Consider the following 26,782-nt stretch of genomic DNA (forward strand, 5'->3'; position numbering starts at 1 on the left):
TTTCGGTGAGGCGGCCACTGGCCTTTTCTGCGTCGACTCCTTAGCCTGTGCGGATGGCAGATATTTCATCCTCCCCCCTCGCGCCCCATATCGTCCGTCGCGAAGAGTATCGCCCGCCCGATTGGCTGGTGCCCGACATCGCCCTGGATTTCGATCTGGATGCAGCGGCGACGCAGGTGCGGGCGACATTGTCCGTTACCCGCAACGGCGATCATGACAGGCCGCTGAAGCTGGACGGAGACGGGCTTCTGCCGCTGGAAATCAAGGTCGATGGCGAGCCGCTGACGCCCGGCCAATGGTCGTTCGAAGCGGGAGAGCTGATCATCCCGCTTTCTGGCTCTGTGCACCAGGTCGAAACGAAGGTGGAAATCAGCCCTCAAGGCAACAGCAAGCTGATGGGGCTATATGCCAGCGGTGGCTTGCTCTGCACCCAGTGCGAGGCCGAAGGGTTTCGCCGCATCACCTTCTTCCCCGACCGTCCCGACATATTGTCGCGCTATTCCGTTCGGATGGCGGCCGACAAGGCGCTTTATCCCGTGCTGCTCGCCAATGGCGATCCGGTCGAGCAGGGCGACCTGCCCGATGGCCGCCATTGGGCGCGCTGGAACGATCCCTTTCCCAAACCCTGCTACCTGTTCGCGCTGGTCGCGGGCGACCTTGCCTGCAATGCCGACCGTTTCGTGACGGTCAGCGGGCGTGAGGTGCAACTGGGGATCTGGGTCAAGGAAGCCGATCTTCCGCGCACCGCTCATGCCATGCAGGCGCTCAAGAACAGCATGGCGTGGGACGAGCGAGTCTATGGCCGCGAATATGATCTGGACGTGTTCAACATCGTCGCCGTAGCCGACTTCAACTTCGGTGCGATGGAGAATAAGGGTCTCAACATCTTCAATTCGCGCTATATATTGGCCGACCCGGAAACCGCCACTGACATCGATTATGATGGCGTGGAAGGCGTGGTGGCGCATGAATATTTCCACAATTGGTCAGGCAACCGGGTCACCTGCCGGGACTGGTTCCAATTGAGCCTGAAGGAAGGCTTCACCGTCTTTCGCGACCAGAATTTCTCCGCCGACATGGGGTCGCATGCGGTGAAGCGGATCGAGGATGTCCGCATCCTGCGCGCTGCCCAGTTCCAGGAGGATAGCGGGCCGCTCGCCCATCCGGTGCGGCCGGAATCCTATATGGAAATCAGTAACTTCTACACCGCAACGATCTACAACAAGGGCGCCGAGCTCATCCGCATGATGGCGCTGATGCTGGGCCCGGAGCGCTTCCGCGCCGGGACCGACCTCTATTTCGACCGGCATGACGGCGAGGCAGCTACTTGCGAGGATTTCGTCCGCGCCATGGAAGAGGGCGGGGAGATCGACCTCAGCCAGTTCCGCCGCTGGTATGAACAGGCCGGAACGCCCCATGTCCGGGCGTTGCTGACGCATGATCCGGCGACGCAGACCGCCACGTTGCTGCTGGAGCAGGCTGTTCCGCCGACACCCGGCCAACCGGAAAAGCAACCCATGGCCATCCCGTTGCGCACTGCCCTGTTCGATCGGGAAACGGGCAAGGATCGCGGTGACGAGCTGCTGATGCTGACGGAGGCCAAGCAGAGCTTTACCTTCGATGGCTGGGCAACGGCGCCGATCCTGTCGATCAACCGCGGTTTTTCCGCGCCGGTGATCGTGGAAACCAATCGCAGCCAGGCCGACCTCGCCTTCCTGTCCGCCCATGATGACGACCCCTTCGCCCGCTATGAGGCGATGCAGCAGCTCATGGTCAATGTGCTGGTCGGTCGCATCGGCGGGCAGGCGGTCGATGAAGATGCGGTGATCGCCGCGATCCGCAACACCGCCACCGATCCGCTGCTCGACCCGGCCTTTGTTGCGGAAGCGATCCGTTTGCCGAGCGAGGCCTATCTGGGCGACCAGATGGCGGTGGTCGATCCCGATGCGATCCACGCGGCTCGCGACGCCCTGCAACGGCGGATCGGCGCTGAACTGGAGCCGTTGTGGCGCGACATTCACGGCAAGACCAAGGCCAACGCCTTTGCGTTGTCGCCAGCCGCCAAGGGGGCGCGCAAGCTGCGCAACACCGCCTTGCTCTTTCTTGCCGCATCAGGCGCAAGCGACGGCGCGACTGTCGCCTTTGGCCAGTTCAGCGAGGCGGACAATATGACCGAGCGTCAGGCGGCGCTCGCCACATTGGCGAACGGCACCAGCGCGGAGCGCGAAGCGGCGCTCGACATCTTCTACAATCGTTACCGGGATGATGCGCTGACGTTGGATAAATGGTTCCAGACCCAGGCCTTCGCCTTTCATCCCGACACGGTCGATCTGGTCGAGGATCTCAGCCAGCACAAGGATTTCACGCTGGGCAATCCCAATCGGGTGCGGGCGCTTTATGGAGCCTTCGCGGGCAATCAATGGGCGTTCCATCATCGCTCGGGCAAGGGCTATCGCCTGGTCGCGGACTGCATCATCGCCCTCGATAAGCTCAACCCGCAGACCGCCGCCAGGCTGGTGCCGCCACTGGGCCGCTGGAAGCGTTTCGATGAGGCGCGCGCGGCGCTGATGCGGGCGGAGTTGCAGCGTATCCTGGGCGTGCCGGGGCTGTCGAAGGACGTCACCGAGCAGGTTAGCAAGAGTTTGGAGTAACTTACAATGTGCTCCCGCGAAGGCAGGAGCCTAGTTCAGAGGGCAGAACTGGGCTCCTGCCTTCGCAGGAGCACGGGGTACAAGATTTCTAACGCCCCGAGGCCGCCAGCCAGGCGGCGACATCCGCCGCCACCTTGTTCGCCGCGGCATTGAGCGGCCCACCCACGTTGTTCGCGTCGATCTTGCCACCGATCGGCGCGGTGGCGGTGAAGCGCTGCTTGGCGATCGCCGTGCCGCCCGGTCCGGCCAGCAGCGCGTCATAGGTCACGACGGCGCTGTTGCTTGCCTCGTCCACGCCGAAATCGACCAGCTCGCCCATCAGCCGCTGACCCGAATCGGCCGAATATTGGCCGGGATCGAGCACGATGCGGTTGCTGGTGGCGGCGATTGTTTCGGCCAGCAGCTTCTGGAACAGATGGCGCGGCGTGTCGGCCCACTGCACCTTGGTGACATAGGCCACCGAAGTGGGGGAGGTGATCACCGGCACCCGCACCGTGTCGAGCATCTTGGGCGCCTCCGGATCGGCCACCGTGATGGCCGTGCCCGCCGAAGCGCTGCGCAGCGTGCCCGGCGCGACCTTCTGCGCGGCGTTCAGCGACAGCAGCCGTTCGGGCGGCTTGCCCCCGAAGGACACGCAGCCGGCCAGCATCAATGCGCCGAGGGCCACCGGCATCGGGCCCAGTTTCCTGTGAAACATCATCATGTCCCTCTTATCGCTTATAATCGGGCAGCTTGGGCGATCCGACGATCGACCCCGCGCCCTGCTGATCGAGTTTTTCCGCCACGCCGCGGAAGGAGCGCGACATTTCGCGCAGGTCGCGGACGAGCTGGTTGACCTCCGGCATGGTCTGGTTGCTGAAGGCGTGGACGCCCGGCTGCGCCTCCGCAATGGTCTTGTCGAGCGTATCGATGCTGCGCGTGGCCGACTGGATGCTCTTGCGCAGGTCGGCCAGCAGCGGACGGCCCTCATCATTCACCATGGCGTCGGTGGACGCGGCCAGCTTGCCGATCTGCTCGGCGGCGATGCCGGTGCGCTGCACGGCGATGCGCGCCTCGGCCAGCGTGGCGGCGATTTCCGGGCTGCGGTCGGCCAATGAGCCGGAAATGCGCTCGACATTGGCGAGGATGCTCGCGATCGACTGCTGATTCTTGTCGTTGAGCAGCTCGGTCAGCCGCTCGGTCAAGGTGGACAGCCGTTCCAGCAATTGCGGCGCATTGTTGAGCAGCTCGCCCAGCGCGCCCGGCTTGGTCGGGATCACCGGCACGCCGTCCGGGCAGGCGGCGAGCGGGTTTTCCGCCGGGCAGGCAATCGGCGGCGCGCCCTTGACCGCGCCATCCAGCACGATTTCCGACACGCCGGTAAAGCCCACCCCGGCAATGGTCGCGGTCGTCCCCTGCAGGACGGGCGTGCCTTCCTTCACTGAAATGCGCACCTTCACGAAGCCGGGATCGCGCTTCCACAGCTCGATCTTCTCGACCTGACCGGAAGGGACGCCCGAATAATTGACGCTCGACCCCTTTGCGAGGCCGTTCACCGACTGTTTGAAGAAGATGTCATATTCCATATTGTCGCCCTGGGAGAGGCGCGAGAACCAGAAAGCCGCGATCATGATCGCCGCGAGCAACAGCAGCGTGACCGTGCCCACCAGCACATGGTTGGAGCGGGTTTCCATATCCTATCGCCTCTTGTTCTTTTCGCGGGTCACCGCCGCCGTCGCGGCGCGCCCGCGCGGGCCGTTGAAATATTCCTGAATCCACGGATGGTCGGTCGCCAGCAGTTCATCGATCGTGCCGACCGCCGTCACTTTCCTGTCCGCCAGCACCGCCACCCGGTCGCAAATCGAATAGAGGGTGTCGAGATCATGGGTGATGAGGAAGACCGTCAGCCCCAGCGTCTGCTGCAATTTGCGCGTCTGATCGTCGAAGGCCGCCGCGCCGATCGGGTCGAGCCCCGCCGTGGGTTCGTCCAGGAACAGCAGGTCCGGATCGAGCGCCAGCGCCCGCGCCAGCCCCGCGCGCTTCTTCATGCCGCCTGACAGTTCGGCGGGATATTTGGGGCCGGCTTCGGCGGGCAGGCCGGTCATGCGAATCTTGTAGGCGGCGATCTCGTCACGAAGCTTCGGCCCGATATTGGGATAATATTCGCGGATCGGCACTTCGACATTCTCGGCCACGGTCAGCGTCGAAAACAGCGCGCCACCCTGAAACAGCACGCCCCAGCGCTTGCGGATCGCCAGCGCCTCATCGTCCAGTCGCCCGATCATCGATTCACCGAAGACGTGGATCTCGCCCTCATCAGGGGTCTGAAGGCCGATGATCGAGCGCATCAGCACCGACTTGCCGGTGCCCGATCCGCCGACCACGCCCAAAATCTCGCCCTTGCGCACGTCGAGGTTCAACCCCTCATGCACCACCTGCTCACCGAAGCTGTTCCGCAGGTTGCGGACCGATATGGCGATGCCATCCCGCTCCACGGCCTTTTCGACCCGCGCTTCCTCCGCGGTCATTTCTTCTTCGGGCTCCATCAGTTCCAGCCCACCCAGGTGAACAGGACCGCGAACATGGCGTCGAGCACGATGACGAGGAAGATCGCCTGCACGACCGCCGCCGTCGTGCGCAGGCCGACTTCCTCGGCATTGCCCTTGACCTGCATGCCCTGAAAGCAGCCCGCGAGCGCGATGATCACGCCGAAGACGGGCGCCTTGATCAGCCCCACCCACAGGTCATGGATCGGCACCACTTCCCGCAATCGCTGGACGAAGGTGATCGGCGGGATGTCGAGCGACACCGCACACAGGAATCCGCCGCCGATGATCGCGACGACGGAGGAATAGAAGCCCAGCAGCGGCATCATCACCACCACCGCCAGCGTGCGGGGCAGCACCAGCGCCTCCATCGGCGACACGCCGATTGTGCGCATGGCGTCGACCTCTTCGGTCAGCTTCATCGTGCCCAATTGCGCAGCAAAGGCGGAACCGGACCGGCCCGCGACCATGATCGCGGTCATCAGCACGCCCAGTTCCCGAAACGTCAGCCGGCCGACGAGGTTGATGGTCAGCATCTCCATGCCGAACTGGCGGAGTTGCACCGAACCCTGCTGGGCGATGACGATGCCGATCAGGAAGCTCATCAGGCCGATGATGCCGAGCGCCGACACGCCCACCACCTCGAAACGCTGCACCACGGCATTGATGCGGAAGCGGCTGGGGTGGCGGATGACATTCCACGTCGCGACCAGCGTGCCGCCGAAAAAACCAAGCAGGCCGAGCAAGGTGCTGCCCGCATTGAGCACGGCCTCCCCGATCTGGCCGACCACGCGCTGCCAGGGCGGCACATAGTCGGGGCGGATGTTGACCGGCTCATCGACCCGGCCGACCGCCGCGATCAACCGCTCCGCGTCGCACTTGTCGCCTGTGATCCTGCAGTCCCAACGCTTGATCGTGCGATGCAGCACCCAGGCGCCGATCGTGTCCATATGATCCACGTCCGACAGGTCGATCGTATCGACCGGGCCTTCTATGGCATCCAGCCGGTCGGACAGCTGGTTGAGGCAAGCTATGGAAAGATTGCCCGAAAGCCGAATGACCGTCTCGCCGTCGCGGACTTCCTGAGCAAGATCAGCGGCTTTGTTCATCAAGGCGGAGATGTGGTCCATTATCGGTTGCACGGCAAGCCGAAACGGCCCATCCGCACGATCAAACGAAGGGACGCCCCAAAAAGTTTCGGACACGGCATGACGCACAGGCTCGCAATCTACGATATGGACCGCACGGTGACGTTCAGCGGCACCTATACCGGCTTTCTGCTGCACGTGGCGAAACGCATGGCGCCGTGGCGTCTGGCGCTGTTTCCCGGCGTGATCCTGCTGATGCTGGCCTATGTGCTGAAACTCATCACCCGGCAGCGGCTGAAGGAGCTGAACCAGGCGCTGATGATCGGTCATAATGTCGAACGCGCCCGGCTGATGCCGCATGTGGAAAGCTATGCGGCCAGGGTGGTGGCGAAAAATGTCCGCTCAGGCGCGTTGGCGCAGATCGCGAAGGACAAGGCGGACGGGTACAGGCTGGTGCTCGCCACCGCCTCCTACCGCCTTTATGTCGAACCGATCGCCCGGCGGCTGGGCTTCGACGCGGTGATCGCGACCGACCATCTGTCGCAGGATCTGCGTTATGTTCGCGCCAAGATCGCGGGCGAAAATTGCTACGACACCGGCAAGCTGCGGATGATCAAGGCGTGGATGGCGGCCGAAGCTATCGACCGGACGCAGGCGCATATCCGGGCCTATTCGGATCATGTTTCGGACGCGCCGATGCTGGAGTTCGCGGATGTTCCCTTCGCTTCGAACCCGCATAAGCCGCTGGCGAAGCTGGCGGCTGAACGCGGATGGAAGCGGGTGGATTGGGCGTAAGGCTTGGTAGCGGCATACGCAGGATAGGCGCGCTATAGGAGCACGTTGCATCCGGGGATTCGCTAGATCACCGGCGACACCAGCGTCTCCCCCGCAAAATGCGCGGCGAGGTTCGCCAACAGCATGTCCCGCATCCGCCCGACCGCCTCATAGGTCGCGCCGCCCGTATGCGGCGTCAGCACGACGTTCGGCACATCGGCCCAACGCGCCGCAGGCGTAGGCTCGCTCTCAAACACGTCCAGCGCCGCCCCGCCAAGCCGCCCCTCGCGCAACGCCGCGATCAGCGCATCCTCGTCCACCAACTGCCCCCGCGCGACATTCACCAGCAGCCCTTGCGGCCCCAGCGCGTCCATCACCGAAGCATCGATCATCCCGCGATTCTCGTCGGTCGCTTTGGCCGCTACCACCATGACGTCACTGTCCCGCGCCAGCGCCGCCAGGCTTTCCGCCCGTGGCCAGCCCAGTTCCGGCTTGTCCCGCGGCCCCCACCAGCCGACCTGCATCCGCATCATTTCGGCCCGCTCGGCAAGGGCGATCCCGATGCTTCCCATGCCGACGATGCCGACCCGCGCGCCCGCCATCGACCGGCTGAGCATCTTCGATCCGGCGGTCCATTCCCCCGCACGCAGCTGCCGGTCGCCGACGACGATCCGCCGCCGATGGGCGAGGATCATCCCGAGCGCATGATCCGCCGCATCCTCCGCATTGGCGTCCCCCGCATGGGTCACGGCCACGCCCCGCGCCCGCGCCCAGTCGAGATCGACGCCATCATAACCCACGGTGAAGCAGGCGATCAGCCGCAGCTTCTCCATCCGCTCCAGCATCGCCGGATCGAGCCGGAATTCGCCCGCCGTCACCAGTGCCTCGGCCTCCGCCAGCCGCGCCCGTCCGCTCTCCTCCCACAGCGCCATGGCGTCATATCGGGGGGAGAGCGCATCCAGCAGAGGGGCCAGATGCGGCTGCGCCACCAGGATCAGCGGGCGAGCCTTCATCCCACCGCCCGCAACGCCTGGGCGAAGTCCGCGATCAGATCCTCCGCATCCTCGCAGCCGATGGAGATGCGCACCATATTGTCGCTGATCGCCAATGCCTTTTTGCGTTCGGCGGGCACGGACAGATGCGTCATCGCCGCCGGATGGCTTGCCAGCGTTTCGGTGCCGCCCAGGCTGACCGCCAGCTTCGCGATCTTCAGCGCATCGAGAAAGGCGAAAGCCTCCGCCTCGCCCCCCTTCAGGTAGAGGGAAAAGGTCGATCCCGCGCCGGTGCAATGACGGCGGTAGATATCCGCCTGCCGCTCCGTTTCCGGAAAGCCGAGATAGACGACCTTCTCCACCTGCGGCTGGTCCTTCAGCCAGGCGCAGACCTTGGCCGCATTCTCGCCCGCCCGGCTCATGCGCAGCTCCAGCGTCTCCAGCGACCGCAGCAGCATCCACGCCGAATGCGGGTCCAGGATCGTCCCGATCGTATTCCGCATCAGCCGGATGGTGTTGATCAGCGCATTGGACCCCAGCACGCCGCCCGCGACCAGATCGCTATGCCCGCCCGCATATTTGGTGAGGCTGTAGATGACCAGATCGGCCCCATGGCTGAGCGGATGAAGCCAGAGTGGGCCGAGGAAGGTATTGTCGATGGCGATCGGCGGCCGATATTCTTCGCCTGCGAACAAAAAGTCGCGCCGCGCAACTACCGCCTCCAGATCGACCAGCACATTGGTCGGATTGGCCGGGCTTTCCAGGAAGATCAGCGCCACGCGGCCCAAGCCCTTGGCCTTTTCGATCACCGCGCCGATTTCCTCTTCGGTCGCGCCCGCCGGGAAATCCAGCCACTGCACCCCGAACTTTCCGAGAATGCGGCCGATCAAGGCTTCGGTCGCGGCATAAAGGGGCGCCGAATGCACAATCACGTCGCCCGGCTGCACGAGCGCCAGCAGGGTGGTCGCAATGGCCGACATGCCGCTGGAAAAGAGCAGCGCGTCTTCCGCTTCTTCCCAGACCGACAGCCGGTCCTCGGCAATCTCCTGATTGGGGCCGTTGAAGCGCGAATAGACCAGCCCTTCGGCGCCGCCGGGGCGGATGCCGGTCACGCCTTCGAAATGTCGCTTGCCCGCCGCCGCGCTTTCGAAGGCGAAGGTGGAGGTCAGGAAGATCGGTGGCTTCAGCGACCCTTCGGACAAAGTCGGGTCATAGCCATGCCCCATCATCAGTGTCGCGGGTTTCAGCTTGCGGCCTTCGATCTCCATGATCGGTTGCTTGGGGCGGCGGCGGTTGCGCGTGGGTTCCACGCCCGTGAGGTCGGCTTCGGTTTCGCCGGTCATGTGATTCTCCTGCATGTCTGCGGTGTCTGTTGCGCCGCTCTGATGGCAGGGAGTGTAACGCTTTTCGGGGGGAGGGGGCCAGAGCGGATTTGTTAGATTATTTCATGGAACCAAACTTAAATTACTAGGCGCTCCGTTTTGAGGTGAGGCCGCGTTGAACAGGATGACGTTTAAATGTTCTCATCCTACATCCTTCCCATGAACCAACGCCTACCCGAACCGCTGGAGCAATGGTTCACCTCGCGCGGCTGGACGCCCCGCCGCCATCAGCTCGACATGCTGACCGCCGCCCGATCGGGCAGCCATGCGCTGCTCGTCGCTCCCACCGGGGCGGGCAAGACGCTCGCCGGTTTTCTTCCGACCCTGACCGATCTGATCGAAAAGCCGGGCGAGGGTCTCCACACCCTCTATGTCTCGCCGCTCAAGGCTCTCGCCGTCGACGTCCGTCGCAACCTGCTGACGCCGATCGAGGAAATGGGCCTGCCGATCCGCGTCGAAACCCGCACCGGCGACACGCCTTCCGATCGCAAGGCCCGTCAGCGCGCCCGCCCGCCGCAGATCCTGCTCACCACTCCGGAATCGCTCTCCTTATTGCTAAGCTATTCCGACAGTTTCCTGATGTTCGCGGACCTCAAGACCGTCATCATCGATGAAGTCCACGCCTTCGCCACCCAGAAGCGCGGCGACATTCTCAATCTCTCGCTGTCCCGCCTCCAGAGCATCAACCCCGGCCTCCGTCGGGTCGCCCTGTCCGCCACCGTCGCGGATGTCGACGCCTATCGCGCCTGGCTCGCGCCGGATGGGGACATCAACGCCGTCACCCCGGTCATCGGTGAGGCGGGCGCCGACCCCCATGTCGCGATCCTCATCCCCGAAGGCCGCATCCCCTGGTCCGGGCATTCCGGCAAATATGCCGCGCGGCAGGTCATGGAGGAAATCGAGCGCCGCGCCACGACGCTGGTCTTCTGCAACACGCGGGGTCTGGCCGAACTCATCTTCCAGTCGCTTTGGTCGGTGAACGAAGCGAACCTGCCCATCGCCATCCATCATGGTAGCCTGTCGATCGAGGCCCGGCGCAAGGTCGAGGCGGCGATGGCGGCGGGCAAGCTCCGCGCCCTCGTCGCCACCGCCTCGCTCGACCTGGGCGTCGACTGGGGCAATGTCGATTGCGTGATCCAGATGGGCGCGCCCAAGGGCAGTTCCCGCCTGCTCCAGCGCATCGGCCGCGCCAATCACCGGCTCGATACGCCCAGCGAAGCCATTCTCATCCCCGGCAACAGGTTCGAATATCTCGAAGCCCGCGCCGCACTCGACGCCGTTGAGGCGGGGGAGCGCGACGCCGACGATTTCCGCCCCGGCAGCCTAGACGTGCTGGCCCAGCATGTCATGGGTCTCGCCTGCGCCGCGCCCTTTCGCGAAGAGGAATTGCTGGCCGAAATCCGCTCCGCCACGCCTTATGGCGCGCTGACGGAAGAGGCCTTCGCCAACGTCCTCCACTTCATCGAGGGTGGCGGCTATGCCTTGCGCGCCTATGACCGCTTCAAGCGCCTGACCCATGACGCGGATGGCACATGGCGCGTCTCCCACCCGCGCTTCATCCAGCAGCATCGCCTGAACGCGGGCATCATCGTCGATCAGCCCGCGCTTGCCGTCCGCTTCGCCAATGGCCGTAAGCTGGGCACGGTGGAGGAGGGGTTCGCCGCGACCCTAAGCCCCGGCGACTGCTTCTTCTTCTCCGGCCCCGCGCTGGAGGTGGTGCGGATGGACACGACCGACCTGATCGTCCGCGCCACCTCCAAAAGCGCGCGCATCCCGAGCTGGGGCGGCACTCGCATGGCGATGTCCACGCGCCTGGCTGATCGTGTCCGCCACTTCCTGGCCGAGCCCGATCAATGGTCCCGCTTCCCCGACGATGTGCGCGAGTGGCTGGAGGTGCAGAAATATCGTTCGGCGTTGCCCGAACCGGGGCAACTGCTCATCGAAACCTTTCCGCATGAAGGGCGCCATTATCTGGTCTGCTACAGTTTCGAAGGCTGGAACGCGCATCAATCCCTGGGCATGCTTCTCACTCGCCGCATGGATGCGCAGGGGCTGATGCCGATGGGCTTCGTGTCCAACGACTATGCGCTCGCCGTCTATGGATTGAAGCCTATCACGGACCCGCAAAGCCTCTTCTCCGCCGACATTCTCGACCATGAATTCGTCGAATGGGTCGAACAGTCGAGCCTGCTCAAGCGCGCCTTTCGCGACGTGGCGGTAATCTCCGGCCTGATCGAGCGCCAACATCCCGGCAAGCGCAAGACCGGGCGGCAGGTCACTTTTTCGACCGACCTCATCTATGATGTGCTGCGCAAATATCAGCCCGACCATCTGCTGCTGAAGGCCGCCTGGGCCGATGCCCGCGCCCGCATGACCGATGTGGGGCGTCTGGGCGACCTGATCGACCGCGCCTCGGCCACCATGCTGCATATCGAACTCGATCGGGTGAGTCCGCTCGCCGTTCCCGTGCTGATCCTCATTGGGCGCGAGCAGGTCGCCCAGCATGACGTGGAGGACGCCCTGCTGATCGAGGCGGAAGCCCTGGTGGCGGAGGCCATGCGGACGGATTGAATCCGCCCTGTGGTGGACTCCGGCTTAACCTGCGATCAGGCGGATCGCGGCGCTCGAAACCCAGCCGCTGAGGCAGGGGCCGTCATAGGGTTGCTTGCGGTCCACCGGGTCGGAGACGCCGCAATCGGCGGGAGCCGTCTCATTATCGGCTGGCGGTTCGGGGGCCAGCACGACCCCCAGCCATTTCTGGTCGATGCTGCGGGTACAGACCCAGGCACGGCTCCCCTCCACTATCCGGGCGATTTCCTTCGCTTCGGCAAAGGGCGCGGCGCGCACGGGCAGACCCTTGGCGCCAACACGGACCACCTGTCCCATGGCGCCGCAGGCGTCGAGGCGCTGGCCGTCCTCCCCGATCGTCACTGGGCGAGTCAACGTCGATTCCAGGCGGGTTTCCGGCACATCCTCACGCGGCGCGCCGGCCAGCGAACTGTTGGGCAAATCCTCCAGCACGTCGCTGCTTTTGGAACAGGCGGCCAGCATCAGGGCCAGGGCAAGGACGACACGCATAGCTGCCTGATAGACCTTGCTTCCCATGGGCGAAAGGCGGCATGTTTCGCTTTAGTTTCTTGGGCCTTTTCCCTATATGCTCGATATGAGCGAGGAAAGTCAGAACAGCCCCAACAGCAACGCCTATGGCGCCGACAGCATCAAGGTCCTGAAAGGTCTGGATGCCGTGCGCAAACGGCCCGGCATGTATATCGGGGACACCGATGATGGCTCCGGCCTGCATCATATGGTGTTCGAAGTCAGCGACAACGCGATCGACGAGGCGCTGGCCGGTCATTGCGACCGCATCCTCATTACGCTGAACCCCGACGGCTCGGTGAGCGTCGAGGATAATGGCCGCGGCATCCCCACCGGCATCCACAAGGAAGAAGGCGTGTCGGCGGCAGAGGTCATCATGACCCAGCTCCACGCCGGGGGTAAGTTCGAGAATACCAGCGACGACAATGCCTATAAGGTGTCGGGCGGCCTGCACGGCGTGGGCGTGTCGGTGGTGAACGCGCTCAGCGAGTTTCTGGACCTTCATATCTGGCGGGACGGCAAGGAGCATTATATGCGCTTTGCCTATGGCGACGCCGTGGCGCCGCTCAAGGTCACCGGCGATGCGCCTGCGGGCAAGAAGGGCACCCGCGTCACCTTCCTCCCCTCGACCGAGAAAGTGCCCGGCGACGGCGGCACCTTCAAGAATCACACCGAATTCGATTTCGAGAAGCTGGAGCATCGCTATCGCGAGCTGGCCTTCCTGAACTCCGGCGTGCGGCTGTTCCTGGCCGATGCGCGGCATGAGGAAAGGAAGGAAGTCGAGCTGTTCTATGAGGGCGGCATCGCGGCCTTCGTGAAATATCTCGACCGCAACAAGCAGCCGCTGATGCCCGATCCGATCGCGATTTCGGGCAGCCGCGACGATGTGACCATCGACGTCGCGCTGGAGTGGAACGATTCTTATTATGAGAACGTCCTCTGTTTCACGAACAACATCCCGCAGCGGGACGGCGGCACCCACCTCGCCGCCTTCCGCGCGGCGCTGACCCGGACGCTCAACAATTATGCCGACAAGTCCGGCATGTTGAAGAAGGAGAAGGTGTCGCTGACCGGCGAGGATATGCGCGAAGGCTTGACCGCCATCGTGTCGGTCAAGCTGCCTGATCCCAAATTCTCGTCGCAGACCAAGGACAAGCTGGTCAGTTCCGAAGTCCGCCAGCCGCTGGAAAGCCTGATGGCCGACAAGATGGCGGAGTGGCTGGAGGAGAATCCCGGCCACGGCAAGATGATCATCCAGAAGGTGATCGACGCCGCCGCCGCCCGCGAGGCCGCGAAGAAGGCCCGCGAGCTGACCCGGCGCAAGGGCGTGATGGACATCGCCTCGCTGCCCGGCAAGTTGGCCGACTGTCAGGAGCGCGACCCGGCCAAGTCCGAACTCTTCCTGGTCGAGGGTGACTCGGCAGGCGGTTCGGCCAAGCAGGGCCGCAACCGGCACAATCAGGCGATCCTGCCCTTGAAGGGCAAGATCCTGAACGTCGAGCGCGCCCGTTTCGACCGGATGCTGTCGTCCAAGGAAGTCGGCACGCTGATCCAGGCGATGGGCACCGGCATTCGCGACGATTTCAATCTGGAAAAGCTGCGCTACCACAAGATCGTCATCATGACCGACGCCGACGTCGACGGCGCGCATATCCGCACGCTGCTGCTGACCTTCTTCTATCGCCAGATGCCGCAGATCATCGAGGCGGGGCATCTCTATATCGCCCAGCCGCCGCTGTATAAGGCGACGCGGGGCCGGTCCGAGGTGTATCTCAAGAACGAAGCCGCGCTGGAGCAATATCTGGTCGACAATGGCGTCGAATCGATGGCGCTGGAAACGACCGGCGGGATGCGCTCTGGCGACGATCTGCGTTCGCTGATCGAGCATGGGCGGCGGATGCGCGCCGTGATGCGCTATGTGCCGCGCCGCTACAATCCCGCAATTATCGAAGCGTTGGCGATCAACGGCGCGCTCGATCCGGAACTCAGCCATGAGGCGCAGGCCGAACGGCTGGCGAACACCGTCCGCTGGATGCACGCGCAGGATGAGGAAGGGAGCTGGACCGGCCGCATCGCTGAGGAAGGCGGTTTCCATTTCGAACGGCTGTGGCGCGGCGTCACCGATCACCACATGATCGAGGCAGGATTCATCGGATCGGCCGAGGCGCGCAAGCTGCACAGTTTCGCGGCGGAGGAAGCGGACAGCTATCGGACCACCAGCCGGCTGGTGACGGCCAAGGCTGCCGCCGCCGCCGAGGAAGCCGGGGACGACGATCTGCCGGTCGCATCCAAGCGTTCAGTGGCCGTCACACGGCCGAGCGAATTGCTCGAAGCGATCCTGGCATCCGGGCGCAAGGGGCTGGCGATCCAGCGCTATAAAGGCCTTGGCGAGATGAATGCCGAGCAATTGTGGGAAACCACGCTGGACCCGGACAATCGATCCATGCTGCGGGTCGAGGTCGAGCAGGCGGATGTCGCTGACGAAATCTTCACCCGCCTGATGGGCGATGTGGTCGAGCCGCGGCGCGAGTTCATCCAGGACAATGCGCTGAACGTCGCCAATCTGGACGTCTGATCTCATGGAGCGGGTCCGTTGCGGCTGGGCCGGGACCGACCCGCTTTATTGCGCCTATCATGACGAAGAATGGGGCGTACCGGAACGCGATTCACGGATGCTCTGGGAAACGCTGATGCTGGAGGGATTCCAGGCCGGGCTTAGCTGGATCACCGTCCTGCGCAAGCGGGAGACGTTCCGGTCCGCCTTTGCCGGTTTCGATCCGGACAGGGTGGCCGCCTTTGACGAGGCCGATATCGAGCGGCTGATGGGCGATCCCGGCATCATCCGGGCGCGGGCGAAGATCGAGGCGACGATCCGGGGCGCGCAGATCTTTTGCGCCATGCGCGACCGGGGCGAGGATTTTTCCGCCTATGCCTGGGGCTTTGTCGATGGCGGGCCTATCCGCAATGACGGCGTGACCTTTCCGGCGAAGACCGAGCTGTCCGAAGCAATCTCCAAAGACCTCAAGAAGCGCGGCTTCAAATTTGTGGGGCCGACCATCGTCTATGCCTGGATGCAGGCTGTGGGGATGGTGAACGACCATGCCGCGACCTGCTTCCGGCGGGATCAAGTCGCAAAAGCATGAGACGGCTCTGGCCCTTGGCCTTCGCTCTTATGGTGGCGGGCTGTGATGGCGAGAAGGAAGCGCCCGTCGTCAATATGCAGTCTCTGGCCTCCGCACCGATCGTCGTTCAGAATGAGGCGGTGAACCAAGCCGAGCAAAATGGCGCGGAAAGGGTTTCACGTGAAACGGACGCGGAACCGGCCCCCGTGCCTCCCGCCCCTGGTCGCCCTGCAGAGGATTATAGGGCGATCGGGACCGAGCCTTTCTGGGCGGTGACGGTGAAGGGATCGACCGCGATACTGGAGCGGCCGGACAGGGCGCCGCTCCGTTATGCGGTTTCGCGCAACGACGACAAGCGGGCGATCCGGTATCTGGGGAATGGCTTTTCAATGACCGTCACCGAAGGACCGTGCAGCGACGGGATGAGCGATGCCGTCTGGTCCGAACAGGTAGCGGTCGCCTTTGGCGAGGGGACGCTGAACGGCTGCGGCGGTTTGCGGGATGATCAAGGTCGGCCCTGAGATGGGCTTGCTTCTTCGCTGACATCGCCAGGGAGGATGAAGATGTCTGCAAATGGCCAATTGCCGACGCGGGGTCTTCCCCTCCCCTTCAGGGGAGGGGACCGAGGGGTGGGGGGGGCGCCTCACGCGCAGACCCAGCCTATGGGGCACTCCCCCACCCCAACCCCTCCCCTGAAGGGGAGGGGCTAATGTCCGCCTTCCACCCTTCCGCTCAACGTCGGGCATATCCAGCACCGCATTTCGACAGACGCATATGCAAAAAAAAGGGCCGCGTAAAATCATCCACGCAGCCCCTTTTATCCGCTATAGTCGTTTGCCTTAAGCGGCCTGCTTGCCAGCCTTGTAACGCTCGATCGCTTCCAGCGTGATACGGCGGGCGTCTTCCGCGCCGCCCCAGGTGCCGATCCGCACCCACTTGGTCTTTTCCAGATCCTTATAGTGGGTGAAGAAATGTTCGATCTGCTCCATCACGATGCCGGGCAGATCGTCCTTTTCATCGACGTCGCTATAATAAGGGAAGGTCTTGTTGTCGGGCACGCAGACCAGCTTTTCGTCGCCACCGGCTTCATCTTCCAGATTCAGCACGGCGATGGGACGGGCGCGCACGACCGATCCGGGCACGAAGGGCGAGCGGGCAATGACCAGCGCGTCCAGCGGATCGCCGTCGGGCGATAGCGTGTGGGGCACGAAGCCGTAATTCGCCGGATAGCGCATCGGCGTGTGCAGGATGCGGTCCACGAACAGGGCGCCCGAAGCCTTGTCGAACTCATATTTGACCGGCTCGCCGCCGACCGGAACCTCGATGATGACATTCAGGCTGTTGGGTGGATCGTCGCCAACGGGGATCAGTTCGATATTCATGGGACTTCAAGCCTTTGTAAACGCGTTGGTCTTCGGGCGATTATGTTTTCGGTTTCAGCAGCCGGTCCAGGCTGCCTTCACCCTCTCCTGTCTTTTCGAGGCGCGGATAGCGCAGGCCGCCGGAATATGCGAGGGTCAAAGTGCGGTAATATTTATCTTGGCGTAGGATGATCTGGAGCGGCTTTCCGGACCTGATCGCGGCCTTGAACACATCGCCCGAATATTCGTCGCCGTTGATCGCCACGATCTTGGAGCCGATGGCGAGACCCGCCTTGAAGGCTGGGCTGTCCCAGACGACGTTGGAAATCTCGCCGTCATTCTTGACGATCATGCCGATGCCGAAGCTCTGGTCGGTGAACTTGCCCGACCCCTCGGCCGCCTTGGTGATGGCGCCCGGCGTGTCGCCATAAACCAGCTTGTAGCCGCCCAGCGCGAAGCCGCCCTTGGGCGTTTCCTTCGTCGTACTGTCGACATATTTCTGGAAGAAGCCCGCCCAGTCATAGGGCGCGACGCCGTTCAGCGTCTTGATCACGTCGCCGCGATTATAGACGACCTGACCCCAGTCGCCCGGATTGATGCCGAAGAAAGCCTGGGCGAAATCATCCAGCCCCTTGGCGCCCTTGGTCTGCTGACGGATGATCGCATCCGCCTCCAGCCAGATCATCAGGCCTTCGTTGTAATAATCCTCCGACCGCTGCCAGCTCGACCAGCCCTTGGGGCGGCGGGCGGAGATGATGGGATCATGGGTGGTGTCCTCCATCGGCCGCCATTCGCGGCCCTTGGCGGTGTCCAGCTTCGCCGCGATATGGGCATAGGCGTCCAGCGTTTCCTGCTTGCTGAACAGGCCGGAGCGCGCGCCCAGCACATAGCCCCAGAATTGCGTCTGTCCCTCATAGACCCAGAGCAGATTGTCCTGCATCGGCACGTTGAAATCGGGCGTCCACAAAAGGTCCGGGCGGCGGAACTTGCCGTCCCAGCTATGGGTGAATTCGTGCGGCAGCAGGTTGCGGTCCAGCAGCGCGTCGCCATCGCCCCATTTCTTGAAATAGCCCGGCTCCACCTGATTTTCGGAACTGCGGTGATGCTCCAGCCCGATGCCTCCCATCTCGTCGGTTATGGCGAAGAGGAAGTCATAATGGTTGAAATGATAGGTGCCGAACAATGCGCCTGCTTCGTCCACCAGCTTCTTGTGCTTGGCGATCTGGTCGGGCTTGGCGTCCAGCTCGTCGGCATCGTCCGCAACGATGTTCAGCGTCACATTATGGCCAAGGTCGACGGGCTTGAAATACCGTCCCGCGAAGACCGGCGAATCCTGCAAGGCTTCATAATCGATCACGTCATAGGCGACCGTCGATCCGGTCTTCTTGCCCCGCAACGCCGTCGCCGCCTGCCAGCCTTCGGGATAGGTCACGGTCGCCTGCACCGGAATCTGGCGCGTATAATAGCCCGCCGGATAAAGCGACACCGACTCCCACTGAATGTTCAGCATCTTGGGCGTCACGACGACCCGGCCCTGATTGGGCTGGGTGGCGGAGAGGAACTGGAACTGGGCGACGACCTGCTTCGTCCCCTGCGGCACGTCGATCACAAAGCCATAGACGTTGAGCGGATCGCGCTTCCACGCCAGCGGCTTGCCGTCGGCGGTGAAGCTGATGCCGTTGACCTTTTCAATGGCTCCGCGCGGCGCATGATTGCCCGGCAGCCATTGCGGCACCAGCAGCGTCATCGGGCCGGCGGCGGCGACGGGGATGGTCTCCTTGACGCGGAAGATGCGCTGCACCGTGTCGGTGGCGTCGACCTCCAGCTTGATCGTGCCGCCGGGATAGGGAATGTCCTTGGGCGTGGGCGCGGCATTGTCGACCGGCAGCGCCGTCGGCTTGGAGCGGATTGCATCCTGCGCGACCAATGGTCCTGCGATAGCCGTAGAAAGGAAAAGGGCGGCAGCAAGGCTGCGGATCATGAACATCTCCGAAAAAGCTTGTGGTCGAACGACCGTATAACAACAGAATGGCGAGCCAATCCGCTCTCGTCCACCCTGAACAATGCTCGCGACATATTGGGACAAAAAAGCGCGTTTCCTTGAAGCATCTTTATCGTTAAAGGCGCTCCCCCATGGCCAAGATTGAAACGCCGCGTCCGGTGCGCGGCACGCAGGACATGCTGGGCGGCACCACCGAAGCGTTCCAGGAACGTTTCGCGCACGTAGTCGCCACCTTTGAGCGGGTGCGAAAGCTCTATGGATTCCAGCGGGTGGAAGTGCCCGTCTTTGAATCGACGGCGGTGTTTGCCCGGTCGCTGGGCGAAAGCACGGACGTCGTTTCGAAGGAAATGTACACGTTCGAGGATCGCGGCGGCGACAGCATCACCCTGCGCCCCGAATTCACGGCGGGCATTTCACGCGCCTATATCACCGAGGGGTGGCAGCAATATGCGCCGCTGAAAGTCGCGACCCATGGCCCGCTGTTCCGTTACGAGCGCCCGCAAAAGGGCCGCTTCCGCCAGTTCCACCAGCTCGACGCCGAGATTATCGGCGCGGGCGAGCCGGGCGCCGATGTGGAACTGCTGGTTCTGGCGGATCAGTTGCTGCGCGAACTGGGCGTGTCGGAAGGCGTGACGCTCAACCTCAACACGCTGGGCGACGGGCCGAGCCGTGACGCCTGGCGGGCGGCGCTGATCGCGCATTTCGAGGCGCATCGCGACCAGCTTTCCGAAGAGAGCCTGGATCGTTTGCAACGCAATCCGCTGCGCATCCTCGACAGCAAGGATCCGCGCGATCGCCCGGTGGCGGACAGCGCGCCGGACATCGACGCCTATCTGACCGACGAAGCGCGGACCTTCTTCGAAAAGGTGACGGCGGGCCTCGACGCGGCGGGCGTGGCGTGGGAGCGCAATGCCCGGCTGGTGCGCGGCCTCGATTATTATCGCCACACGGCTTTCGAGTTCATCACCGATCGCCTCGGCGCACAAGGCACTGTGCTCGGCGGCGGGCGTTATGACGGGCTGATCGAAAATCTCGGCGGTCCCTCGACCCCTGCGGTCGGCTGGGCGGCGGGGATCGAGCGGTTGGCGATGCTGGTTGACATGCCGGAAATCGAGCAACCGATGATTGTCGTCATTCCAGAGAATGAAAATTCGTCAGTTGATGCACATGCTATTGCCACTGCACTCCGTCGCAAGAATTGGTCGGTGGACATTGCCTTCCGTGGTAATGCCAAACGCCGTTTTGAGTTGGCTAAAAAAAGGCCGCCTCAGTTTCAGCTTTCGGTGATTGGCGCACCTCAAAATATGGTGCATCTCCGGTTCAAGGCATTCGGAAACAGCGCTGTGGCTGCGCCAGAGCAGTTTGAGGGGCTGATGGATGCGTTGCTTCCGCTTTTTCCGTTCCGCCAGAATGATCCTGATCAGGAGCATGGCGTGTTCAAGGCGCATATTTCGCGGCGAGAACTGACCCTCTAATGCACATTTCCGCCGAACGCATCGCGCAGATCGAGGCGCGCCGGGACGAGGTGCAGGCGTCGATGACGCGCGCCGACCTCGCGCCGGAAGAATTTGTGCGGCTGTCCAAGGAATATGCCGAGATCGAGCCGGTGGCGAAGGCCGCCCATGAGGTCCGCCGTCTCCGCCAGGAACTGAGCGCGCTCGAATATATGGCGGGCGGGGAAGATGCCGACGCCGATCCGCTGATGCGCGAAATGGCGCAGGAGGAGATGCGGCTCATCAAGGCCCAGTTGCCGGACGCCGAACGCGCCCTCGCGCTCCAGCTTCTGCCCAAGGATGCCGCCGATGCGCGCCCCGCCATGCTCGAAATCCGGGCGGGCACAGGCGGCGACGAAGCCGCTCTGTTCGCGGGAGACCTTTTCCGCATGTACCAGCGCTATGCCGATACCCAGGGCTGGAAGATGGAGATGCTCTCCGCCAATGCCTCGGAAGTCGGCGGTTTCAAGGAAGTGGTCGCCAGCGTCACGGGCACCGGCGTGTTCGCCAAGTTGAAGTTCGAAAGCGGCGTCCATCGCGTCCAGCGTGTTCCGGCCACTGAAAGCGGCGGACGCATCCATACTTCGGCGGCGACTGTCGCTGTGCTGCCGGAACCCGAAGAGGTCGACGTCCAGATTGCCGATGGCGACCTCAAGATCGACATCTATCGCGCTTCGGGCGCGGGCGGCCAGCATGTGAACACCACGGACTCCGCCGTGCGCATCACCCACTTGCCGTCCGGTATCGTGGTGACGCAGCAGGACGAACGCTCGCAGCACAAGAACAAGGCCAAGGCCATGCAGGTGCTGCGCGCCCGCATCTATGAAGTGGAACGCGAGCGCGCCCAAAGCGAACAGGCCGGCGCGCGCAAGGCGATGGTCGGTTCGGGCGACCGTTCGGAGCGCATCCGCACCTATAATTTCCCGCAGGGCCGGGTGACGGATCATCGCATCAACCTGACGCTACACCGCTTGCCCGAAATCCTCGAAGGGCCGGGCCTGTCCGAAGTCATCGACGCGCTGATGGCGGAGGATGAAGCCGCCCGCCTCGCCCAATTGGATGGAGTGGCGTGAGCATATCCGGCTCCGTCCATATTCCCGAAACCCTCCGCGCCGCTAGCGCTCGCCTCGCCCCCATCAGCGGCACGCCGCGTCTCGACGCCGAACTGCTTCTCGCCCACGCGCTCGGGATCGACCGCAACGAGCTGCTGATGCGCCAGCGCGACCTCAGCGTCCCGGCTGGCTTTGAAGCCCTCATCGAACGCCGCATAACCGGCGAACCCATCGCCTATATCATCGGCATGCGCGATTTCTGGACGATCAGCTTGCATGTCACGCCCGATGTCCTGATCCCCCGCCCGGACACAGAAACGCTGATCGAGGCCGCCGTCGACCATTTCGGCACGCGAATGCCTGCCCGCATCCTCGACCTCGGCACCGGCTCCGGCGCGCTGCTGCTTGCCGCGCTCAGCCAATGGCCGCAGGCGAGCGGGATTGGGGTAGATATTTCGCCTGCCGCGCTGGCGGTGGCGCAGGGCAATGCCGATCGCCTGGGTCTTGGCGCGCGTGCCGACTTCCGGCTGGGCAACTGGGCGGAGGGACTGGACGGCCCGTTCGACCTGATCCTCATCAACCCCCCCTATATCGCGCGCGACGTCGTGCTTGCGGGCGATGTCCTCCACGAACCCGAAGGCGCGCTTTTCGCCGGAACGGAGGGGCTGGACGATTATCGCCGGATCGCGCCGATGCTGCCGCGCCTGTTGGCACCGGACGGCATGGCCGCGATCGAGATCGGTTATGACCAGCGGGCCAGCGTCTCGGCCTTGCTTGCCGATCAAGGACTTAGCGTTTCGGCGCGCCGCGATCTAGCTGGGCACGACCGCTGTCTGGTCGCGACGCCGGCGCCCCTGGCGTGACCGGGCGAAGGATTTGCGCCGACACAAGCTAAAATTGCTTGGTTTATGGCCTGGAAGCCACTACATGGGGCTTAGGGACGGCACTATCCTGAGGATCTGCCCTGTGGGGCTGCGACAAGAAAAGGCCGTTTTCCCGCTCCTTCAAAGTCACGACGGCGCTGCTGCGCAAGCGCCTCTGGCAGGTCAAGGGCATGGGCCGATCGCTCGGCCCCTGTCCGGCGGAGCCTTACCCGGCCTGATGGTCAGGCCGTGCTGAAGGATGGCGACTGAACAGTGTTTTCAGTGAATGATGGCAAAGTGAACGCAAGGATCAGCTCTTGATCAACAACAGGCAGGCCGGCCGCCGCAATCGCGGCCGGAACAACAATAATGGTCGTCCCAATGGTGGCAATCGGGGCGGTGGTGACAACGGCAACCGGATTGACAACCGCGCGCGCGGCAATGCGGCCCAGCTTCTTGAAAAATACAGGAATATGGCCCGCGACGCCCAGATGGCGGGCGATCGGGTGAATGCGGAATATTATCTGCAATTTGCCGACCATTATTTCCGCGTCCTTGCCGATAACCGCGCCCGGCAGGAGGAGCAGCAACAGCGCTTCCGGCCCCGCGATGAAAGCTTCGACGAGAATTTCGACGATTTCGACGGTGGCTATGAAGGCGGCGAGGACGTGCGCGCCGATCAGGCTCCCGATCGCGGCCAGGACTTTGATCGTCGCCGTGACGAGCCGCGCGACTATCGTGAAGGCCGGAACGACCGCAATCGGCGGGATCGCAATGACCGCAATGATCGCAACGAGCACCGCCGTGAGCGCCCGCCGGTTGAGGAAAGCGTCGTCGAGGAAGCCGTGAAGCAACCCCGGCCTAAGGTTGCTCCCGAACCGATTGCCGCCGCGCAGCCAGCCCCGGCCCCGGAACCGCAGCCCGAAGCGGAGGCTCCCCGCGCACGCCGCGGCCGTCCGCGCAAGGCGGCGAAGGAAGAGGGGCAGGGTGGCCTGGACCTCGCCGTGCTGCCGCCCTCGATCGCTCGCGCCGACAATGATGCCGAGCCCGTCGAGGAAGCGCCGCGCAAGCGCACTCGTCGCGTCCGGCCCGCGGCCGAAGCGGCCGAATAAATCCCGATCCCTGCCCGATGGCGGGATGATGAAAAAAAGGGGACAGTGCTGATGCGCTGTCCCCTTTTTTGTTGTCCTCCGGCACGGCTTTGACGGATCAGGCGACCGGCAACGGACGCGGCCGGTGATTTTCGTCCAGCGCGACGAAGGTGAACAGGCCGCTTGTCAGCTCGACCTTCGTCTCTTGCGGGCCTCGCGTCGCGATGACATCGATCCGGATGGCGACGGACGTGCGCCCCCGCCGTTCCTCATGGGCATAGACCGACACGATATCGCCCAGCAGGATCGGGGCAATGAACGTCATGCTCTCGATCGCCACCGTCGCCACGGCGCCCTGAGCGATCCGCGTGGCTACGATGCCGCCCGCAATATCCATCTGGCTCAGCACCCAGCCGCCAAAGATATGCCCGTTGGCGTTGATGTCCGTGATGTGCGGAACCACGCGCAACACCACTTCGCCCCTTTGCTCAGTCATCACTGGAAACCTCGTCTTTCATCCGGTCGATGACCTGTTCGTCATGCCCCGTTCCGCTCGACAGAAATGCCAATGCCATCAAACCCGTCCCTAGCATGAAGGTCAACCAGACGCCCAATATCGTCGCGATGATCATGTGGATCGGCATGGGCCCCGCCCATAGCCGCAGAAACAGCAGCGCCGCCCCCACGCACAGCGCGCCGCCCAGCGCCATCCACCCCATGATCCGACGGAATCGCCGCCAGGCGACCCTTGCAATCTCCGGATCATCAAGGCCTTGTTTGTGCGTCATCCCTTTCCTTTGGGGTGTGAAAGTGGGATCATCAAGGGACTGAGGCATTTAGTCGACAGGGAGGGAGATGGATCATGACGATCGCGGCGATTTTGCAACGCAAGGGACAGGATGTCGTCCAGGCGCAATCGAGCGACACGGTCCTTTCCGTGGTGCAGTTGCTCGCCCAGCGGCGGATCGGCTGCGTGCCGGTGGTGGATGACGGCAAGGTGGTCGGCATCTTTTCGGAGCGCGACCTGGTCTATCGGGTGGCGCAGGAAGGAGCGGCGGTGCTGGAACGCCCCGTGGGCGAGATCATGACCGCCCCGCCGATCACGACCGATGATCGGACTCCCGTCATCCACTGCCTTTCGCTGATGACGAAGCGGCGCATCCGGCACCTGCCCGTCGTGGTCGACGGCGCGCTTGTCGGGCTGGTGTCGATCGGGGATCTTGTGAAGTTCCGCATCGACAGCATCGAATCGGAAGCGGCTTCCCTGCGCGACTATATCCAGACGGCCTGATTCGTTTCAGGCGGGTGCCTGCACCGGCGGCGCCCGCCGTACGACCAGCGCGACCAATTCCAGCAGAGTGCCCCGCGCGCACAGCATCAATGCGGCCAGAAAGGCGAGGCCGCCCGCCGGCACCAATATCCCCAGCCGAATCGGCGCGGCGAGTGGCGGCAACATCCGGTCGACCGCCATCACCGCCGCAGCCATCAAGAGGGAGCAGCCAAGCCCCGGCGCCGCCGCGCGCATCAGGTCGATCAGCCGCAGCCCCATCGGCGCACCCGCCAGCCGGGCGGTGATGAGCGTGAGAATCGGGAAGGCGCAAAGCCATGCCCAGGCCAGGCCGATGGCGCCGAATCGAATTCCGATGAAAAAGGCGGCCGGCATCAGCACCGCGCCCACCGCCGCCACCCGCGCGGTCGTCCCCGGCCGTCCCAGGGCATTGCTGACCGGCGCGAACATCACCTGCAATGTCATGAACGGCATGGCGAGAGCGAGAATCGCGACGAAGGGCGCCATATCCCGCCACTTCGCGCCGAACAGGGTTTCGACCAGCGGTCCCGCCGTCGCCGCCATGCCCAGATAGACCGGGCAGGAAATCAGCAGCAGCAACCGCACCGCCTTGCAGAAGGACCATGCGATTCGCGCCGGATCCTTCTGCATCCGCGCATAGGCTGGAAAGGCGACGTCATTGAGCGGCGGGATGAATTTGCTGACGAAGATCTGGGTCAGGAACAGCGCTTCGGCATAAAGGCCCAGTTGATGTGGCTCCAGCACCCGCCCGCCAATGAAGATATCGGCCTGGCTCTGCACGATCCAGAAAAGCTGGCCGCCCAGCAGCGACGCGCCATAGGCAACCATCGCCCCGGTCCCGCGAAAATCGAAGCTGGGAATCGGCCTGAACCTGGTCGCCAGCACATAGCCTATGCCCTTGACCCAAAACCCCGCAATGGGCGCGAATACCAAGGTCCACACGCCCCAACCCGACAGCGCGCCCGTCAGCGCCACAGCCGCCGAAGCGATGGCCGCGATCAGGTTGACCAGCGCGGGCCGCCGGAAATCCATCGCCCGGCCCATGATCGCCTCGGGAATCGAGATGAAGGGCGTGGACAGATAAAGCAGCGCCTGCACGCGCAAGAGCTGCGCGACCATGGGCTGGTCATAATAGCTCGCAGCCAGCGGAGCGACCGCGAGCTGCGCCAGGGCAAGCCCGCCGTTCAGCAACAGCATGATCCCGAACGCCTGCCGCAGCTTATGCGTCTCGATCGTCTCCGACTGCACCAGGGCGCTCACCAGCCCATAGCCATTGAGGAAGGTCGCGAAGTTCAGAATCACCTGAGTCATCGCAAACAGGCCGTAATCGGCGGGATCGAGCAGCCGGATCACCGCCAGAGTCACGATCCAGCTCAGCATTTGCGCCACGATCTGGCTGCCCGATCGCCAGAGAATCGCGCTTCTTATCCTTGTGCCAAAACCGGCGTCGTCCGCGTCGGCGTCCTGCAAACCCATTGTCATTCCCAATTTCTGGAGCGTCGTGTTCCGTGAAACCGCTCTATCGGCCAAGTTCCAAAAAATTCTGAAACAAAAGTGCAAAAAGGGTTTGACGGTTCGGGAAGCCCTCCATATATGCCCGTCTCACCGGACGGGACGGCGCTATTGAGGCGGTGGAATGGACGGTCGCCAACATAGACGGACGCCAAGTCCCTCGCACGAAAGTTCGGGGATCGCTGGTTGTCCGGTATAGTTGTCGGTTCTTTGACATTGTTAGTATGATGAAGGGACATGTGGGCGGCGGCTCCGGGTCTTGGCGGCTTTCAGGCGTCGGGTACTCGGTTAAATTTGGCCAGACCTCACAATGTCCTTACGTAACCATGTAAGAAATTTGTGCAGGAATGGCTCCTGAAAATGAGCGGTTCATGTTTGGGCTTATTCCGCCTGGATATGGATCGGACATCAAACTTGAGAGTTTGATCCTGGCTCAGAACGAACGCTGGCGGCATGCCTAATACATGCA

The 26,782-nt window shown here is 63.5% G+C and carries 23 protein-coding genes and 1 rRNA gene (1 of these 24 cut by a window edge); 12 read left to right on the plus strand and 12 right to left on the minus strand.

Features of this window, described 5'->3' with window-relative positions; all coding sequences use genetic code 11:
- Positions 1-53 precede the first annotated feature (53 nt).
- Positions 54-2,651: an aminopeptidase N gene (pepN, locus tag VVT58_RS13100; RefSeq protein ID WP_327753260.1), complete on the plus strand. Its 2,598-nt coding sequence runs from the start codon at positions 54-56 to the stop codon at positions 2,649-2,651.
- A gap of 88 nt (positions 2,652-2,739) precedes the next feature.
- On the opposite strand, the gene VVT58_RS13105 is transcribed toward pepN, so the two are convergent.
- The 4 genes from VVT58_RS13105 to VVT58_RS13120 are packed head-to-tail and all read right to left on the minus strand — an operon-like array spanning position 2,740 to position 6,285.
- Complete coding sequence (locus VVT58_RS13105) at positions 2,740-3,354, minus strand: ABC-type transport auxiliary lipoprotein family protein (RefSeq protein WP_327753259.1); 615 nt, start codon at positions 3,352-3,354, stop codon at positions 2,740-2,742.
- A gap of 7 nt (positions 3,355-3,361) precedes the next feature.
- Entirely contained in the window at positions 3,362-4,324 is a 963-nt protein-coding gene (locus VVT58_RS13110; protein WP_176596945.1) for an MlaD family protein, read from the minus strand.
- Positions 4,325-4,327: 3 nt separating this feature from the next.
- On the minus strand, positions 4,328-5,176 hold the full coding sequence (locus tag VVT58_RS13115) for an ABC transporter ATP-binding protein (RefSeq protein ID WP_327753258.1): 849 nt from the start codon (positions 5,174-5,176) through the stop codon (positions 4,328-4,330).
- Entirely contained in the window at positions 5,176-6,285 is a 1,110-nt protein-coding gene (locus VVT58_RS13120; RefSeq protein WP_087574016.1) for an MlaE family lipid ABC transporter permease subunit, read from the minus strand. Before VVT58_RS13120 ends, VVT58_RS13115 begins: the two co-directional genes overlap by 1 nt.
- A gap of 99 nt (positions 6,286-6,384) precedes the next feature.
- On the opposite strand from VVT58_RS13120, the gene VVT58_RS13125 reads away from it, so the two are divergent.
- Positions 6,385-7,059 carry an HAD-IB family hydrolase gene (locus VVT58_RS13125; protein WP_327753257.1) on the plus strand — a complete coding sequence of 225 codons (675 nt, stop codon included), beginning with the start codon at positions 6,385-6,387 and terminating at the stop codon, positions 7,057-7,059.
- Between the two features lie 62 nt (positions 7,060-7,121).
- Here VVT58_RS13125 and VVT58_RS13130 read toward each other — a convergent pair whose 3' ends face one another.
- Both VVT58_RS13130 and VVT58_RS13135 read right to left on the minus strand, forming a co-directional pair.
- Entirely contained in the window at positions 7,122-8,051 is a 930-nt protein-coding gene (locus tag VVT58_RS13130) for a 2-hydroxyacid dehydrogenase (protein WP_327753256.1), read from the minus strand.
- Entirely contained in the window at positions 8,048-9,373 is a 1,326-nt protein-coding gene (locus VVT58_RS13135; protein ID WP_327753255.1) for a cystathionine gamma-synthase family protein, read from the minus strand. The genes VVT58_RS13130 and VVT58_RS13135 overlap by 4 nt, the downstream gene beginning before the upstream one ends.
- Positions 9,374-9,571: 198 nt before the next feature.
- On the opposite strand from VVT58_RS13135, the gene VVT58_RS13140 reads away from it, so the two are divergent.
- A complete protein-coding gene (locus VVT58_RS13140; protein ID WP_327753353.1) occupies positions 9,572-11,983 on the plus strand; it encodes a ligase-associated DNA damage response DEXH box helicase in 2,412 nt (803 codons plus the stop codon).
- 24 nt (positions 11,984-12,007) lie between these two features.
- Here VVT58_RS13140 and VVT58_RS13145 read toward each other — a convergent pair whose 3' ends face one another.
- Entirely contained in the window at positions 12,008-12,490 is a 483-nt protein-coding gene (locus VVT58_RS13145; protein ID WP_327753352.1) for a hypothetical protein, read from the minus strand.
- An 85-nt stretch (positions 12,491-12,575) separates the two neighbouring features.
- Here VVT58_RS13145 and gyrB point away from each other — a divergent pair, with 85 nt between their 5' ends.
- From gyrB to VVT58_RS13160, 3 genes are read left to right on the plus strand one after another with little or no spacing between them, the layout of a single operon-like run.
- A complete protein-coding gene (gene gyrB, locus VVT58_RS13150) occupies positions 12,576-15,083 on the plus strand; it encodes a DNA topoisomerase (ATP-hydrolyzing) subunit B (protein WP_327753253.1) in 2,508 nt (835 codons plus the stop codon).
- A 4-nt stretch (positions 15,084-15,087) separates the two neighbouring features.
- Positions 15,088-15,651, plus strand: a complete 564-nt coding sequence (locus tag VVT58_RS13155) for a DNA-3-methyladenine glycosylase I (protein WP_087573998.1) — start codon at positions 15,088-15,090, stop codon at positions 15,649-15,651.
- Complete coding sequence (locus VVT58_RS13160) at positions 15,648-16,151, plus strand: membrane-like protein (RefSeq protein ID WP_405053705.1); 504 nt, start codon at positions 15,648-15,650, stop codon at positions 16,149-16,151. Before VVT58_RS13155 ends, VVT58_RS13160 begins: the two co-directional genes overlap by 4 nt.
- Positions 16,152-16,469: 318 nt before the next feature.
- On the opposite strand, the gene ppa is transcribed toward VVT58_RS13160, so the two are convergent.
- Positions 16,470-17,012 carry an inorganic diphosphatase gene (gene ppa / locus VVT58_RS13165; protein WP_066552837.1) on the minus strand — a complete coding sequence of 181 codons (543 nt, stop codon included), beginning with the start codon at positions 17,010-17,012 and terminating at the stop codon, positions 16,470-16,472.
- 40 nt (positions 17,013-17,052) lie between these two features.
- Positions 17,053-18,972, minus strand: a complete 1,920-nt coding sequence (locus VVT58_RS13170) for a peptidase M61 (protein ID WP_327753251.1) — start codon at positions 18,970-18,972, stop codon at positions 17,053-17,055.
- A gap of 152 nt (positions 18,973-19,124) precedes the next feature.
- On the opposite strand from VVT58_RS13170, the gene hisS reads away from it, so the two are divergent.
- From hisS to VVT58_RS13190, 4 genes are all read left to right on the plus strand, one after another.
- Positions 19,125-20,468: a histidine--tRNA ligase gene (gene hisS / locus VVT58_RS13175; protein ID WP_327753249.1), complete on the plus strand. Its 1,344-nt coding sequence runs from the start codon at positions 19,125-19,127 to the stop codon at positions 20,466-20,468.
- Positions 20,468-21,559, plus strand: coding sequence for a peptide chain release factor 1 (prfA, locus tag VVT58_RS13180; RefSeq protein WP_169576240.1), 1,092 nt, complete (start codon positions 20,468-20,470; stop codon positions 21,557-21,559). The genes hisS and prfA overlap by 1 nt, the downstream gene beginning before the upstream one ends.
- A 20-nt stretch (positions 21,560-21,579) precedes the next feature.
- Positions 21,580-22,401 carry a peptide chain release factor N(5)-glutamine methyltransferase gene (prmC, locus tag VVT58_RS13185; RefSeq protein ID WP_405053742.1) on the plus strand — a complete coding sequence of 274 codons (822 nt, stop codon included), beginning with the start codon at positions 21,580-21,582 and terminating at the stop codon, positions 22,399-22,401.
- A gap of 317 nt (positions 22,402-22,718) precedes the next feature.
- The gene (locus VVT58_RS13190; protein WP_327753246.1) at positions 22,719-23,513 is read left to right on the plus strand and encodes a DUF4167 domain-containing protein; all 795 of its coding nucleotides are present in this window, start codon (positions 22,719-22,721) and stop codon (positions 23,511-23,513) included.
- Between the two features lie 97 nt (positions 23,514-23,610).
- Here the strand turns inward: VVT58_RS13190 and VVT58_RS13195 are convergent, their stop codons facing one another.
- Positions 23,611-23,988, minus strand: a complete 378-nt coding sequence (locus tag VVT58_RS13195) for an acyl-CoA thioesterase (RefSeq protein ID WP_066552866.1) — start codon at positions 23,986-23,988, stop codon at positions 23,611-23,613.
- Positions 23,981-24,280, minus strand: a complete 300-nt coding sequence (locus VVT58_RS13200; protein ID WP_327753244.1) for a hypothetical protein — start codon at positions 24,278-24,280, stop codon at positions 23,981-23,983. The genes VVT58_RS13195 and VVT58_RS13200 overlap by 8 nt, the downstream gene beginning before the upstream one ends.
- Positions 24,281-24,354: 74 nt before the next feature.
- Here VVT58_RS13200 and VVT58_RS13205 point away from each other — a divergent pair, with 74 nt between their 5' ends.
- Positions 24,355-24,783 carry a CBS domain-containing protein gene (locus tag VVT58_RS13205; RefSeq protein ID WP_066552870.1) on the plus strand — a complete coding sequence of 143 codons (429 nt, stop codon included), beginning with the start codon at positions 24,355-24,357 and terminating at the stop codon, positions 24,781-24,783.
- A 6-nt stretch (positions 24,784-24,789) separates the two neighbouring features.
- Here the strand turns inward: VVT58_RS13205 and VVT58_RS13210 are convergent, their stop codons facing one another.
- On the minus strand, positions 24,790-26,277 hold the full coding sequence (locus VVT58_RS13210) for a lipopolysaccharide biosynthesis protein (protein WP_327753243.1): 1,488 nt from the start codon (positions 26,275-26,277) through the stop codon (positions 24,790-24,792).
- Between the two features lie 446 nt (positions 26,278-26,723).
- Between VVT58_RS13210 and VVT58_RS13215 the strand changes: the two genes are divergently transcribed.
- Positions 26,724-26,782: ribosomal RNA gene (locus VVT58_RS13215) — 16S ribosomal RNA — on the plus strand (it continues 1,442 nt past the right edge of the window).

The sequence above is a fragment of the Sphingobium sp. SJ10-10 genome (assembly GCF_036038995.2).
In the GTDB taxonomy this organism is placed as follows: domain Bacteria; phylum Pseudomonadota; class Alphaproteobacteria; order Sphingomonadales; family Sphingomonadaceae; genus Sphingobium.